Genomic DNA, 14886 nt, shown 5'->3' with positions numbered 1-14886 from the left:
GAAGCACCAATGCCGCCGCAACCTTTACGGTTTCACGACGGCCAATACTTTAGCGACCACATCCTCGATTCCCATGCCGGTGGTATCCACTAGCACCGCATCGCTGGCGGGTTTGAGCGGCGCCACAGCTCGCGATGCATCGCGGGCGTCACGCGCTTCAATTTCGCTCTGAAGAGTAGCAAGTGTAACGCTCAGCCCCTTTTCCTTCAACTGCTTATAGCGCCTTTTGGCTCTTTCGGCCGCGCTGGCGGTCAGGAACACCTTGTAGGGGGCGTCAGGGAAGATCACGGTCCCCATATCCCGTCCGTCGGCCACCAAACCGGGTGACTTGCGGAAGCTCAGCTGCAAGGCAACAAGCGCCTGTCTGACCGTTGGAATCGAGGCGATCGCCGACGCGGCGGCGCCAGCCGTCTCAGTCCGAAGCTCGTCTGTGGCATCGTGTCCATTGACGATTACGCGCGTTTCGGCATCATGTGGCACCGCACGAAACTGGATCTTCGTGGTTTCGGCACAGCGGGTCACGGCTTCGGCATCGGATAAATCCAGCCCAGCCATGCCCGCCGCGTAACCGACTGCTCGGTACAGGGCTCCTGAATCCAGCAATCGCCAGCCGAGGTGCTCCGCCACCAGCCGGCTGATCGTGCCTTTGCCTGATCCGGAGGGTCCGTCGATGGTTAGTACGGGCGCGGACTGGCGTGTTTGCATGGACGAACCTGATGGCACGGGAAGTGCTTAGCTTATCGTGTTTACAGAGGTACTAAGCGCATGCTCAACAGCTCTCGCTCCATCGCCACTGAATACCAGCCGCTCTCCATGAACGAGCTCCATCATCAGTTCACCCAAGCCGCGCAAGATGTGCGGCATGTGCACGAGCGGCCCGACAACGACACGCTGTTGAGCCTTTACGCGCTTTACAAGCAAGGCATGGAGGGCGACGTGCACGGTTGTCAGCCTGGCTTCTTTGACTTTATCGGCACCGCCAAACAGGAAGCCTGGGCGCGTTTGAAGGGCATGTCGCAGGACGAAGCCATGCGTCAATACATCGCCTTGGTACAACAATTGCTCGACTGAAATAGAACGTGCCCCGCCGGGGCCACTTGCGCCCATCGCGATTAGCCGGCACATTCATACGATCGTTTGAACACGGTCGCCGTATGAACTATCCCCATTTGTTCGCCCCGCTCTCGCTGGGACACGTCACCTTGCCTAATCGCATCCTGATGGGTTCGATGCACACCGGGCTGGAGGACAAATCGGCCGATTTCGACAAGTTGGCGGCCTATTTCGCAGAGCGTGCGCGAGGCGGTGTCGGCCTGATGGTCACTGGCGGCATCGCACCTAGCATCGAGGGTTGGCTCAAGCCGTTTGGCGGACGCATGACCCTGCCCTGGCACAAACCCAGGCATCGGAAAATCACCCGCGCCGTGCACGCCGAAGGCGGACGCATCTGCATGCAAATCCTGCATGCCGGTCGTTACGGCTATCACCCGCTTTCCGTGGCGCCGTCGCGTATCAAATCGCCCATCACGCCTTTTACGCCACGAGCGCTGAGCGCACGCGCCGTCGAACGCACCATCAACGACTTCGTCCGCTGCGCGCAACTCGCACGCGATGCGGGATACGACGGCGTGGAAGTCATGGGTTCCGAAGGCTATCTGATCAATCAATTCATCGCCGCCCGCACCAATCAACGCAACGATGCCTGGGGCGGCGATGCCGCGCGACGCATGCGGTTTCCCGTCGAAATCGTGCGACGCATGCGCGAAGCCGTAGGACGCGATTTCATCATCATCTATCGCCTTTCGATGCTCGACCTCGTCGAAGGCGGACAGACATGGGAAGAGATCGTTACCCTCGCCAAGCAGATCGAATCGGCAGGCGCGAGCATTATCAACACAGGCATCGGCTGGCATGAAGCGCGTGTACCAACCATCGTTACCAGCGTGCCGCGCGCAGGTTTTACGTGGGTTACGCAAAAGCTGAAAAGCGAAGTCTCGATTCCACTGATCACCACCAACCGCATCAACATGCCCGATGTCGCCGAACGCATTCTCGCCAGCGGCGAAGCGGACATGGTGTCGATGGCGCGACCGCTGCTGGCTGATCCGGAATGGGCGGCTAAAGCAAAAACAGGTCGCAGCGAACGCATCAACACATGCATCGCCTGCAACCAGGCGTGCCTCGATCACGTATTCGAAAATCAGCGCGCAAGTTGTATGGTCAATCCGCGCGCATGTCACGAAACGGAGCTGCGCATTGCGCCTGCAACGACGCGCAAAAGCGTCGCGGTAGTAGGCGCCGGACCCGCCGGCATGGCGTGCGCGTCGACGTTGGCGGAACGCGGTCACCGCGTCACGTTGATCGATGGCGCGAACGAGATCGGCGGTCAATTCAACTATGCCAAACGCATTCCCGGCAAAGAAGAATTCCACGAGACGCTGCGGTATTTCACACATCGTTTGACCGATACCGGCGTGCAGTTGCAATTGGGCCGAATCGCCGACGCAACCGCGCTCAAGACCGAAAACTACGACGATATTGTGGTCGCGACAGGCATCACGCCGCGGCGCGTAAGTTTCCCTGGAAGCGATGATCCTCGCGTGCTGAGTTATCTCGATGTGCTTGCGCGAAATCATCCCGTTGGGCAACGCGTGGCCATCATCGGCGCGGGCGGTATCGGCTTCGATGTTGCGGAGTTCCTGGTCGAACACGCCCCATCGCCGACCACCGACGTTGCGCGATGGACGCGCGAGTGGGGTGTGGATATGCAGCTTGAACATCAAGGGGGTTTGCTAGCCGCGCGACCTGAACCTGCAGCACGACAAGTTTGGCTGTTGCAACGCACGCAAGGTCGCCCGGGCGCGCGCCTCAACAAAACCACTGGATGGGTTCATCGCGCCACCTTGAAGAACAAGCAGGTCGCGATGCTCGGCGGCGTTACCTACGACCGTTTTAACGACGAGGGACTGCATATCACCATCGATGGCAAATCCCAGGTACTACCGGTCGACAACGTCATCGTGTGCGCGGGCCAAGAGCCAAACCGCGGCCTGGCGGACTCACTCACCGAGCTCGGCCATTTACGGGTGCACGTGATCGGCGGGGCCGACGTTGCCGCGGAATTGGACGCCAAGCGCGCCATTGCCCAGGGCACACGGCTTGCGGCGGAACTCTAAGAAAGTTCCGTAAAGCATTGCCGGGGATCAAGAAAGGAAGCGCCCCGCTAGCGACGCGTCGGTAGTGGCTCTGGGGAGGGAGGCCGAAATACCGCGGGGGTAGCGTCGCTGCGGGGCGAGGGTCAGCACCACTCGGGGGGAGGGGGTCAGTGGTGCGACAGGGCCTATATTATGATCGACCCGATACAGAATCAAATATATATTTAGAGCCCCACTTATTTGAAAATCATATATGTTTGATTTTCGCCAACTTCGCTATTTCGTCGCCGTCGCGGAAGAACTGAGCTTCACCCGCGCCGCGCAGCGCCTGCATCTCTCTCAGCCACCGCTTTCTCAGCAAATCCAGGCGCTGGAGCAGGAGCTGGGCGTCAAGCTGCTGGAACGCGACAAACGCAATGTCGCTCTCACCGCTCCAGGCAGGCTATTTCTTGAGCAGGCTCGCCAGATCCTCGCGATGGCCGACGATGCCCGCGCCCAGGTTGCCGAAGCCGCCGCTGGCTTCAGCGGGCAACTTAAGCTCGCCTACACCGTATCGGTATCATTCCATCCTGCCCTGCCCCAAACGTTGCTCCGGCTCGGCCAAAACGCGCCCAATGTGCGTGTCTGGCTGACCGAGATGTACACCGAGCCACAATTCGTCGCCCTGCGTAACGGGCAGATCGATGTCGGCTTCGTGCGCGATGTGCCCACCCATGAAGACGATGCCTACGCGATCCGCCTCGACGTGATCGATCGCGAACCCCTACTGCTGGCCATGCCCGAAAATCACCGCCTAGCAGGAAGATCAAGCGTGGAGCTCGGCGAAGTAGCGGGCGATCCCTTCGTGATCCAACCCCGCGAATTGGCGGCGACGCTCTACGACCGGCTGGTCCGGCTGGCGTCGAAGGCGGGCTTTCACCCCGTGATTCGGCAACATGCGCAGCAGATCAACGGCCTGGTCGCCCTGGTGTCGGCTGGCATCGGCCTTTCCCTGGTCCCGGCCAGCATGCAGGCGGTGAAGCTGCCCGGCGTGAGCTATGTGCCGCTGGCCGACCCCGATGCCTACCTCTTGCTGGCCGTCGCCAGTCGGGCGGAAAATCCTTCGCCGGTGGTGCTGCAGTTCCTGGAAACGGCGGCCGACGCCAAAGCCGCGCTGGGCTTGTGATAAGTGATTCAAATCGTTATACTTGCGCGCTTTCCGTGATTCATTTCGTTCTAGGAGCCTGCCGTGAAGGTGCTTTCCTCTTTGAAGTCCGCCAAGCAGCGGCACCGTGACTGCAAGGTTGTGCGCCGTCGCGGCAAAGTGTTCGTGATCTGCAAGAGCAACCCGCGTTTCAAAGCGCGCCAGCGTTGATCGTTTTCGCGAATACGTGAAAAAAGCCGCTCCCGTAGCGGCTTTTTTTATCTGCATGACGAGCCGCCGAAAGGCGGTTTTTTCATGTCTGGCGTAGTCGATCCGCCCAAGGTCGATGCTCAGAAAGCCTGGCGAGACGCGGTGACGCCTTAAGTCCACTCTCCGTTGTGCCGATGAAACCCGTAACGACACGGCTGATTCGGAGTCGCAATCGGTGCCATGAAGATCATTCATCTGTACTGAATCGCGCCAGTCGGTACGTTCGATTCGACATCGTCGCCACCGGAACGGGCACCATGAAACGTCTGCGCAGCTTGTTTAGCAAAAGTCGTCGCGTCAACCACTCTCGCTTGGATCTTCAAGCGCAGGTCGATGCGTTGCACAAGGCGCAAGCCATTATCGAGTTCAAGCTCGATGGCACGATTCTCGAAGCGAATGACAACTTCTTGCGCACCATGGGCTATACGCGCGACGAAGTCGTCGGAAAACATCACCGCATGTTCGTCGACCCGGCCGAACGCGAGAGCGCTGGCTATGCAAAATTCTGGGAACGTCTGCGCTCCGGCGAGCAATACACCGGCCAGTACAAGCGCGTCGCCAAAGGCGGCCGCGATGTTTGGATACAAGGCAGCTATAGCCCCATTCTCGATCGAAGCGGTAAACCGTTCAAAGTCGTCAAGCACGCCATCGACGTCACCGGCGAACGTCTGCAGGCCGCCGACATGGAAGGCCGTCTCGCCGCGATCGATCGCGCGCAAGCCGTAATCAGCTTCGACCTTAACGGCATCATCCTCGATGCCAACGACAATTTTCTGCAGACGCTCGGTTACCAGCGCGAAGAAATCGTCGGCCATCATCACCGCATGTTTGTCGACAATGCCACGCGCGAGAGCGACGAGTACCGTCAATTCTGGTCGCGCATGCGCGACGGCGAATACAACGCCGGCTTATATTGCCGAGTGCGCAAGGACGGCTCGGAAGTGTGGATTCAGGCGAGCTACAACCCGATCTTCGACCAGGATGGACGTCCCTTCAAGATCGTCAAATATGCCACCGACGTCACCGAACAAACCCGCGCCGTACAGGCGTTGCAAGCCGCGTTGGGTTCGCTTTCCAGATCGGTTCCGGCTATTGCAGGCGAGGCGCAACGTGCAAGCCGTCTAGCGAACGAGGCAAGCAGCAGCGCGAGCACGGGCGGCACGATGGTGAGCGAATTGGTGGGCACGATCAGCGATATCAACGATCGCGCGCAAAGCATGGCCGAAATCATCGGTGTGATGGATTCGATCGCCTTCCAAACCAATATCCTGGCGCTCAATGCCGCCGTCGAAGCGGCGCATGCGGGCGAACAAGGCAAGGGCTTTGGCGTTGTGGCGCAAGAAGTGCGCGCCCTCTCGCAACGCAGTGCGCAGTCGGCGCGGGATATTCGCGAATTGATCCAGAACGCCATCGATTCGCTGGCTCAAGGCAGCCACCGCGCGCGCCAAGCCGGCGAAGCGATGCGCAACATCGTGACATCAACCATGCAGGTGAACGAACGCGTTGGGCAAATCGCGAATGCAGCCGACTCGCAGACCACGGATATTTCGCACGTCAATGTAGCGATCGAACGTTTGCGCGCAAACAGCGCCGTGACCACATAAAAAAAGGGCTTCCAACAGGAAGCCCGGCATGCATGCTTACAAGCGCCTCGCGATCTGAGGCGCCGTAATTATTGGTAACTGACGCCCGTAATTTCGTAACGTTTCACGCCATTAGGCGCCTTGAACTCAAAACTGTCACCGGCGCTTTTGCCGATCAACGCGCGTGCAATCGGCGAGGACACGGCGATCAAGCGTTGCTTAATATCCGCCTCCAGATCGCCAACGATCTGATACGTCACCGACTCGCCGCTGTCTTCGTCTTCAAGGTCCACCGTGGCCCCGAATACGACCTTGTTGCCGGCGCTCAGGCGCGACACGTCGATCACTTCCGCCGTCGACAAGGCCGCTTCCAACTCGGCAATACGGCCCTCGATAAAGCTTTGCTGTTCGCGCGCCGCGTGGTACTCGGCGTTTTCCTTCAGATCGCCATGCGCGCGCGCTTCGGCGATGGCGGCGATGATCTTGGGACGCTCGACGAACTTCAAGCGCTCCAATTCGCCGCGCAGGCGCTCCGAACCGACCTTGGTAATGGGCGCTCGACTCATGCGCTTAGCTCCTTGTGAAGTTCTTGCAGGCTGTGTACTTCGCCGTTGTCGTGGTAATCCAGCGAATGCACCAGCGCGCGCGCGCCCGCCACCGTCGTGGAATACGTCACGCGATGCTGCAGGGCTTCGCGTCGAATCGAGAACGAGTCGGAAATCGCCTGCTTACCTTCGGTAGTGTTGACGATGTAGACAATCTCGCCGTTCTTGATCAGGTCGACAATATGCGGACGACCTTCAAGCACCTTGTTGATGCGCTCACAGATCACGCCATGCGAAGTGAGATAGCTGGCCGTACCGGACGTCGCGACCAACGTGAACCCACGCGCGGCGATATCCACGGCGACAGGCAACAGGCGATCTTTGTCGGCATCGCGCACCGACACGAACACTTTGCCTTTCGGTGGCGTCTTGATGCCGGCGGCATCGTGACCGCGCGCAAATGCGGCGCCGAAGCTGCGACCTACGCCCATCACTTCGCCAGTGGAACGCATTTCCGGACCGAGGATCGGATCGACGTTCTGGAACTTCAGGAAGGGGAAAATCGCTTCCTTCACTGAGTAATAGCTCGGAATCACTTCGCGCGTCGCGCCCTGCTCCGTCAAGGTGCTTCCGGCCATGCAACGCGCGGCAATTTTCGCGAGCGCCACGCCAGTCGCCTTAGAGACGAACGGCACCGTGCGCGAGGCACGCGGATTCACTTCCAGAATAAACACTGTGTCGCCCTGAATCGCAAACTGCGTATTCATCAGGCCGATCACTTTCAGTTCTTTCGCCATCAAGGCGACCTGACGACGCAGCTCGTTCTGCACAGCTGGTGTCAGCGAATAAGGCGGCAGCGAGCAGGACGAATCGCCCGAGTGAACGCCGGCTTCCTCGATATGCTCCATGATGCCGCCGACCAGCACATTGCCTTCGTGATCGGCGATGACGTCGACGTCCACTTCCACCGCATGATCGAGGAAGCGATCGAGCAGTACCGGCGAATCGTTCGACACCTGCACCGCTTCGCGGATGTAGCGCGACAGATCCGCGTCGTCGTACACCACTTCCATCGCGCGGCCGCCTAGCACGTAGCTCGGACGCACCACCAACGGATAACCGATCTCGCGCGCCAGCGCCAAGGCTTCGTCCGCGTTGCGCGCGGTGCGATTCGGCGGCTGCGTGAGGCCCAGCTTGTTGATCATTTGCTGGAAGCGTTCGCGATCTTCGGCCAGATCGATGGAATCCGGCGTCGTGCCGATAATCGGCGCACCGGCCGCTTCCAACGCGCGCGCAAGCTTCAGCGGCGTCTGGCCGCCGTATTGCACGATCACGCCCTTGGGCTTTTCGAGATCGACGATTTCCAGCACATCTTCCAGCGTCAGCGGCTCGAAGTACAAGCGGTCGGACGTGTCGTAGTCAGTAGAAACGGTTTCCGGGTTGCAATTGACCATGATGGTCTCGAAACCGTCTTCGCGCAGCGCCAAAGCGGCGTGCACGCAGCAGTAATCGAATTCGATGCCTTGACCGATACGATTCGGACCGCCGCCCAGCACCATAATCTTGTTGCGATTGGTGGGGTTGGCTTCGCACTCTTCCTCGTAGGTCGAGTACATGTAGGCCGTCGTTGTAGCGAATTCAGCCGCGCAGGAATCCACGCGCTTGTACACCGGACGCACGCCCATCGTGCGGCGCAGATGACGAATCGCCGCCTCGTCGGTGCCGGCCAGCTCCGCAAGCCGCGCGTCGGAGAAACCGAGGCGCTTCAGATCGCGCATGCGCGACGCATCGAGCGCAGTGAGGCCTTGCTCGCGCACTTCGTTTTCCGTGACGACAATGTCTTCGAACGCCGCCAGGAACCACGGGTCGACACGGCTCAGGTCGTGCACTTCTTCCAGCGTCAAACCAGCGCGGAATGCATCGGCGAGATGGAACACGCGATCCGGACGCGGCTCGCGCAATTCGCGCTTGAGCGTCGCCAGACCGGCTTCCGTGCTGATATCGAGATTGGTGGGATTGAGACCGGTCTTGCCGATCTCCAAACCGCGCAGCGCTTTCTGCAGCGATTCGTGGAAGCTGCGACCGATCGCCATCACCTCGCCCACCGACTTCATCTGCGTGGTGAGACGCGCGTCGGCCTGCGGGAATTTCTCGAACGCGAATCGCGGAATCTTGGTGACGACGTAATCGATGGTCGGTTCGAACGACGCCGGCGTAAGGCCGCCGGTAATGTCGTTCTTCAATTCGTCCAGCGTGTAACCGACGGCGAGCTTCGCGGCGATCTTGGCAATCGGAAAGCCGGTGGCTTTCGACGCCAGCGCCGACGAACGCGACACGCGCGGATTCATCTCGATCACCACCACGCGACCGGTTTCGGCATTCACGCCGAACTGCACGTTGGAGCCGCCGGTATCCACGCCGATCTTGCGCAGCACGGCGATGGATGCATCGCGCAGACGCTGGTATTCCTTGTCGGTGAGCGTCTGCGCCGGCGCGACGGTAATCGAGTCGCCGGTGTGCACACCCATCGGATCGAGGTTTTCGATCGAACACACGATGATGCAGTTGTCCGCTTTGTCGCGGACCACTTCCATCTCGAATTCCTTCCAGCCGAGCACCGATTCTTCCACCAGCACTTCGTGCACCGGCGAAAGTTCGAGACCGCGCTTGACGATCTCTTCGAATTCTTCGCGGTTATAGGCGATACCGCCACCGGAACCGCCAAGCGTGAAGCTGGGTCGGATGATGGTCGGGTAACCGACGGTAGCCTGAATTTCTACGGCTTGTTCGAACGTGCGCGCAACTGCAGCCTTCGGGCATTCCAGTCCGATTTCGGACATCGCCACGCGGAACAACTCGCGGTCTTCGGCCATGCGAATCGCTTCGCGCGATGCGCCAATCAGTTCGACGCCGTACTTCTCAAGCACGCCATGATCGGCGAGATCCAGCGCGCAATTGAGGCCGGTCTGGCCGCCCATCGTCGGCAGCACCGCATCCGGGCGCTCCTTGGCAATGATGCGTTCCACCGTCTGCCAGTTGATCGGCTCGATATAGACCGCGTCCGCCATGTTGGGGTCGGTCATGATGGTGGCGGGGTTGGAGTTCACCAGGATGACCCGGTAACCCTCTTCCTTCAGCGCTTTGCAAGCCTGCGCGCCGGAGTAGTCGAACTCGCAGGCCTGACCGATCACGATCGGGCCGGCGCCGATGATCAGGATGCTCTTGATGTCGTGACGTTTTGGCATCTCAGCGGGACTCCTGCATCAACTTGGCGAAACGTTCGAACAGATAACGGATGTCGTGCGGACCCGGGCTGGCTTCGGGGTGACCCTGGAAGCAGAAGGCCGGACGATCCGTCAGGGCAAAGCCTTGCAGCGATCCGTCGAACAGCGAGGTGTGCGTGATGCGCACGTTGGACGGCAGCGTGGCGGCGTCCACCGCGAATCCGTGATTCTGCGAGGTGATCAGCACGCGACCGTCGTCGTGGTCTTTCACGGGATGGTTCGCGCCGTGATGGCCGAACTTCATCTTCAAGGTTTTCGCACCGACCGCGGCGCCCATGATCTGGTGACCCAGGCAGATGCCGAACAGCGGAATCTCGGCAGCGAGGAATTCGCGCGTCGCGGCGATGGCGTAATCGCACGCGGCCGGATCGCCGGGGCCGTTGGAAAGGAACACACCGTCCGGCTTCATCGCCAGCACGTCGGCAGCAGACGTCTGCGCCGGCACGACCGTGATTTCGCAGCCGCGCTCCGCCAGCAGGCGAAGAATGTTGCGTTTCACGCCGAAGTCGTACGCGACGACGTTGAAGCGCTTGTCTGTCTCGTTGAAGAGCGTGCGATCGAGATCGTAAACGCCCTCGTTCCAGTTGTACGGCTTGGTGACGCTGACCACCTTGGCCAGGTCCATGCCGTTCAAGCCGGGAAAGGCGCGCGCCTTGGCGAGCGCGGCGTCGAGGTTGATCGACTCGCCGGCAACGATGCAGCCATTCTGCGCACCCTTATCGCGCAGGATGCGGGTCAGCCGACGCGTATCGATGCCGGCGACGGCGACGATGCCGTGACGCTTGAGGTAATCGGGCAGGCTTTCGGTGCTGCGCCAGTTACTGGCGAGGCGCGGCACATCGCGAACGATCAGACCGGCCGTATGCACCGCGGAGGACTCGGCGTCCACCTCGTTGCAGCCGGTGTTGCCGATATGGGGATAGGTGAGCGTGACAATCTGGCGGGCGTAGGAGGGATCGGTGAGGATCTCCTGGTAGCCAGTCATTGCCGTATTGAAAACCACCTCGCCAACTGTTTCGCCAGTCGCGCCGACGGCGTAGCCGTGGAACACGCTGCCGTCTTCGAGGGCAAGCAGAGCGGGATGAGGCATGGAGGACCGCCTTTTTAGGTACAGCAAGGTCCGCAAGCCGCATCGAAGCAGGCTTGTGGACCTTAGGTCATGGAAAGTCTCGGGCGGGTTGAAATGATAGGCGTTGAGGGCCTTTCTGTCCACCCGAAAAGCGTGCGCAAGCGCAGGGACTTTCATGAAGCATGGTCAGCCTGCTCGCGCTAGACTGGCGGCAACTTAGCTAGGAAAGCTGCGAAACTTCATGAACGCGACCGTTCTGCTGGATCCCACACGGCTCGATCGTCCTGACACGGATGTCCGTCAGGATCCCTTCCCGTTCATGATTGCCCACGGCCAATTGCCGGACGAAGCACGCAGCGACCTGGAGCGCGATTTCCCCAAGTACAGCAGCGCCGGTTTCTTCCCTTATGACGAAGTCGACTGTGGACCGTCGATCAACGCGCTGGTGCGCCAGTTGACCACGCCGCAATTCGCTAGCGCGGTCGGCCGTTACCTGGGAATCGAAAACCTGGGCCAGTATCCCACGCTCATCACCTTGTGCCGCACGCTCAACAAGCGCCACGGCACCATCCATACCGACAGCCGCTCCAAGGTAGCCACCGCCCTGCTCTACCTCAACACGCAGTGGCCGGACACCAGTGATGGCTGCCTGCGCTTTCTCAAGCGTATCGACGATATCGACGACGTCGTCGCGCCTGAGCTCAAACCTTTGTACGGCGAATTCGCCGTCTTCAAACGCTGCGACAATTCCTTCCACGGTCATTTGCCGTACGAAGGCGAGCGTCGCGTGATTCAAGTTGCGTGGTTGACCAGCGAAGAAGAAAAACTGCGCAAAACCAAGCGCGGCAAGTTTTCGCGCGTGTTCAAAAAAATCTTCGGCGTGTTGGATCGAAAACTCGGCGCGGGACGCGATCGCAACGCGGCGCATCGCGATTAAGGCGTAAACGTCTAAATCCCAGCCATGCCGTAATATCGAACACTTGAATCGCTTCGGGGGAAGCCATGTCTTTCGTGTTCCTGCTGTCGCTGACCCTCCAAGTGGCCTGCGCTATCCATGTGATTCGCAGTGGGCGTCCGCTGTATTGGATTTGGCTGATACTTATCGGCTCCTATTTGGCCGTGCTGGTTTATACGGTGATCGCGATCATCCCCGATCTGCGTCACGATCCGCGCGGCCGCAACGCCGCGAGCAAAGCGACCAACATGATCGATCCGCAACGGCGTCGGCGCGAACTACAGCGGCAGCTTGAACTCAGCAATACGGTGGACAACCGCCGGCATCTAGCAGAGGAATGCCTGCAACAAGGCGACTATGTCAACGCGCAAGAGCTCTATCAGGACCTGTTGAGCGGCAGCATGTACGCCACCGATCCACATTTCATGGAGGGGCTGGCTCAGGCGCAAGTCGGCAATGAAAACTATGCCGATGCGCGCGCGACGCTTGATGCGCTTATCAAGGCCAACCCGAACTACCGATCGAACGATATGCAATTGCTCTATGCGCGTTGCCTCGAAGAACTTGGCGAGACCGAAGCTGCGCTCGAGAAGTACGAAGTGCTGGCGGACAGCTATCCGGGCGAAGAAGGCCGCTTCCGCTATGGCAGCCTGCTCGGCCGTAGCGAGCGTCGCGCAGAAGCGCGCAGCGTATTTCAAAATCAACTCCGTCGCGCCGAACTGATGCCCCGCTACTATCGCCGCAAGGAACAAGCGTGGCTGAAAGCCGCTCGGCTTGAACTATCGCGTCTGGGCGAGTCCTAAAACGCTCATATAAACCGCCAAGCTGCGTACACAGCAAACGCCACATAGAACAATCCCACCGGAATCAACGCACGGCCATCGACGCGGCCGCGTCGGAACAAACGCCACAAATAAACGATGGCAAGCATCGTCATCACGCCGGAAACAACCAGCGTGGAATCGAACAACCACGGTGTTGCGAAGATCGCCAATGCGCTGGGCACGGTCGCTTGAATCATCATTGCGCCGGAGATATTGGCTAACGCCAGACGCTCCTTGCCCTGACGCACCCAGATCAGTGCATTCATGGTTTCCGGCAATTCGGTGGCGACGGGGCTCAAAATCAAGGCGACGAAATGCGGTGGCAGATGCATGGCCAACCCGACGGCCTCGATCTGCGAAACAAAAATATGCGAAGCAACGGCGATCACGGTTAGAGACAGCGCCGCCTGCAACGAGACCGCCAACATCGAAGGCGTCGCAGATCGTGGTTGAAATTTCAGCGGTTCGAGGTCTTCGTGATCTGCAGCATCACCTTCGACTTTCAGTTCGCGCCAGACGTAGATCGCATAGGCGAGCAAAAACAACACACCTAACCATGGCTTGAACGCGAAAGCGATCAAGCCAAGCGCGCACTTCACTACGAAGATGGAAAGAAACCACGCTTGATCGCGCGCCAATCGTGCGTCGTCGACTTGCACGCGTCCATCGGCGCGACGCAGGCGATGTCGATGGCACCACAGCGCGATGCCCACCACGGCGTAAGCGATCGTCGCCAACACCAACGGACCGCCCATGGCCGCACCGACGCCGATGTCGCGCACATCCGCGGTGCGCCCCATCATCACAGCCACGAACGTCACCGCGCTTTCGGGCAATGCCGTGCCGAACGCGGCTAGTACCGTGCCGGTGGCGGTCTCGCCGAGATTGAGCTTTTTACCCAGCCATTCGATGCTGTTGACGAAATACTCGCAGGCCGCATAGATCGCTGCGGCGGAGAGCAGAAACAACAGTGCTGTCATAAGCATGGGCGATTCCGGGCCGGGCAAGCGAAAACCAATGGCGCACGTACGCGGCTCGCCCGGCCTGGGTAAGCGCGTCGTGGCCAAAGGTCTCGCCGGATCATCGCAATCAGAACGTTGCGATAACTATCCGCGCCATGAAGCGCGAAGGCTTCAAGTATGTTGACGCGAATTCCTCGATGCATGGAGCCATGACGGCTCGACACGACGAAGATGGCTACTCCCCAATGACAACGTTTCGGATGCTACAAGCTCAGCAGGTTGCGGACAACCGCCCTTCGCTTTATCCGGGCTTGCGGCCGCGATCCTGCAACATATCGTCGATGCTGTAAGCACCGGGCTTGCGGCCTGCCAGCCATGCGGCGGCTTCGAGCGCGCCGCGCGCAAAAATGGATCGATCCGTGGCGCGATGGCTCAGTTCGACGCGCTCGCCTTGACCCAGCACCAACGCCGTGTGTTCGCCCACGACATCGCCGCCACGCACGACGGCAAAACCGATCGTGCCTTCACGCCGCGCACCGGGTCTGCCTTCGCGCACATACACGCCGTCTTTCGCCAACGTCGTGCCACGTGCATCAGCTGCTGCATGCCCCAACGCCAGCGCAGTGCCGGACGGCGCGTCTTCTTTGCGGTTGTGGTGCGATTCGATAATTTCCAGATCCCAATTCGGCAATGCGGCAGCGGCTTCGCGCAGCAACCGCGTCAACACTGCCACGCCAAGGCTGAAATTGGCGGCTTGCAGCACTGGTATTTGCTTGCTGGCTGCAGCGACTTGCGCTTCCAACGATGATTCGATGCCGGTGGTGCCCGTTACCAGCGCAACCTTGTTCGCGATGCAGTACGTCAACGCGGAAGCCAGTCCATCCGGGCCGCTGAAGTCGATCACGACGTCCGTCGCCAACGCGCCTTCCCAGTTGTGCGTATAAGAAAGACCGCCGAACACCGACGCACCATCTTGCTCCGAACCTTCGGCGACCACGGCGCGCGTCAATGCGAAACGCCGATCTTCTCGCAACAGCGCGAGCAGCGCCCGGCCCATACGACCGGAGGCGCCATTGATGGCAACGCGAATGGCTTGCGTCATGCGGGTATCCCTTT

13 protein-coding genes and 1 riboswitch are annotated in these 14886 nt (G+C 60.1%); of the genes, 7 read left to right on the top strand and 6 right to left on the bottom strand.

The window, feature by feature from the left end; all coding sequences use genetic code 11:
- Positions 1-24 precede the first annotated feature (24 nt).
- Positions 25-705, bottom strand: coding sequence for a (d)CMP kinase (cmk, locus tag L0U79_RS11885; protein WP_233842488.1), 681 nt, complete (start codon positions 703-705; stop codon positions 25-27).
- 108 nt (positions 706-813) lie between these two features.
- Here cmk and L0U79_RS11880 point away from each other — a divergent pair, with 108 nt between their 5' ends.
- From L0U79_RS11880 to L0U79_RS11860, 5 genes are all read left to right on the top strand, one after another.
- Positions 814-1071, top strand: coding sequence for an acyl-CoA-binding protein (locus L0U79_RS11880; protein WP_233843894.1), 258 nt, complete (start codon positions 814-816; stop codon positions 1069-1071).
- 83 nt (positions 1072-1154) lie between these two features.
- Positions 1155-3176, top strand: a complete 2022-nt coding sequence (locus L0U79_RS11875; protein ID WP_233842487.1) for an NADPH-dependent 2,4-dienoyl-CoA reductase — start codon at positions 1155-1157, stop codon at positions 3174-3176.
- Between the two features lie 232 nt (positions 3177-3408).
- Entirely contained in the window at positions 3409-4320 is a 912-nt protein-coding gene (locus L0U79_RS11870; protein WP_233842486.1) for a LysR family transcriptional regulator, read from the top strand.
- Between the two features lie 63 nt (positions 4321-4383).
- On the top strand, positions 4384-4509 hold the full coding sequence (ykgO, locus tag L0U79_RS11865) for a type B 50S ribosomal protein L36 (protein ID WP_008215056.1): 126 nt from the start codon (positions 4384-4386) through the stop codon (positions 4507-4509).
- Between the two features lie 296 nt (positions 4510-4805).
- Positions 4806-6152, top strand: a complete 1347-nt coding sequence (locus L0U79_RS11860; RefSeq protein ID WP_233842485.1) for a PAS domain-containing methyl-accepting chemotaxis protein — start codon at positions 4806-4808, stop codon at positions 6150-6152.
- A 68-nt stretch (positions 6153-6220) separates the two neighbouring features.
- Here L0U79_RS11860 and greA read toward each other — a convergent pair whose 3' ends face one another.
- From greA to carA, 3 genes are read right to left on the bottom strand one after another with little or no spacing between them, the layout of a single operon-like run.
- Complete coding sequence (gene greA / locus L0U79_RS11855; protein WP_233842484.1) at positions 6221-6697, bottom strand: transcription elongation factor GreA; 477 nt, start codon at positions 6695-6697, stop codon at positions 6221-6223.
- Positions 6694-9921 carry a carbamoyl-phosphate synthase large subunit gene (gene carB / locus L0U79_RS11850; RefSeq protein ID WP_233842483.1) on the bottom strand — a complete coding sequence of 1076 codons (3228 nt, stop codon included), beginning with the start codon at positions 9919-9921 and terminating at the stop codon, positions 6694-6696. Before carB ends, greA begins: the two co-directional genes overlap by 4 nt.
- Position 9922: 1 nt before the next feature.
- Positions 9923-11050, bottom strand: a complete 1128-nt coding sequence (gene carA / locus L0U79_RS11845; protein WP_233842482.1) for a glutamine-hydrolyzing carbamoyl-phosphate synthase small subunit — start codon at positions 11048-11050, stop codon at positions 9923-9925.
- 220 nt (positions 11051-11270) lie between these two features.
- On the opposite strand from carA, the gene L0U79_RS11840 reads away from it, so the two are divergent.
- Both L0U79_RS11840 and L0U79_RS11835 read left to right on the top strand, forming a co-directional pair.
- Entirely contained in the window at positions 11271-11966 is a 696-nt protein-coding gene (locus L0U79_RS11840) for a 2OG-Fe(II) oxygenase (RefSeq protein ID WP_233842481.1), read from the top strand.
- A 65-nt stretch (positions 11967-12031) separates the two neighbouring features.
- Entirely contained in the window at positions 12032-12787 is a 756-nt protein-coding gene (locus tag L0U79_RS11835) for a tetratricopeptide repeat protein (protein WP_233842480.1), read from the top strand.
- Between the two features lie 5 nt (positions 12788-12792).
- Here the strand turns inward: L0U79_RS11835 and L0U79_RS11830 are convergent, their stop codons facing one another.
- Both L0U79_RS11830 and dapB read right to left on the bottom strand, forming a co-directional pair.
- Positions 12793-13794, bottom strand: a complete 1002-nt coding sequence (locus L0U79_RS11830) for a sodium:calcium antiporter (protein ID WP_233842479.1) — start codon at positions 13792-13794, stop codon at positions 12793-12795.
- Between the two features lie 92 nt (positions 13795-13886).
- Positions 13887-14026, bottom strand: a riboswitch (yybP-ykoY riboswitch).
- A 45-nt stretch (positions 14027-14071) separates the two neighbouring features.
- Positions 14072-14872 (bottom strand): 4-hydroxy-tetrahydrodipicolinate reductase, encoded by an 801-nt coding sequence (gene dapB / locus L0U79_RS11825; protein WP_233842478.1) that lies wholly within the window; start codon positions 14870-14872, stop codon positions 14072-14074.
- Positions 14873-14886 lie beyond the last annotated feature (14 nt).

The sequence above is a fragment of the Dyella sp. 2HG41-7 genome, from assembly GCF_021390675.1.
In the GTDB taxonomy this organism is placed as follows: domain Bacteria; phylum Pseudomonadota; class Gammaproteobacteria; order Xanthomonadales; family Rhodanobacteraceae; genus Dyella_B.
This window is presented reverse-complemented; position numbering and strand designations above follow the sequence as displayed.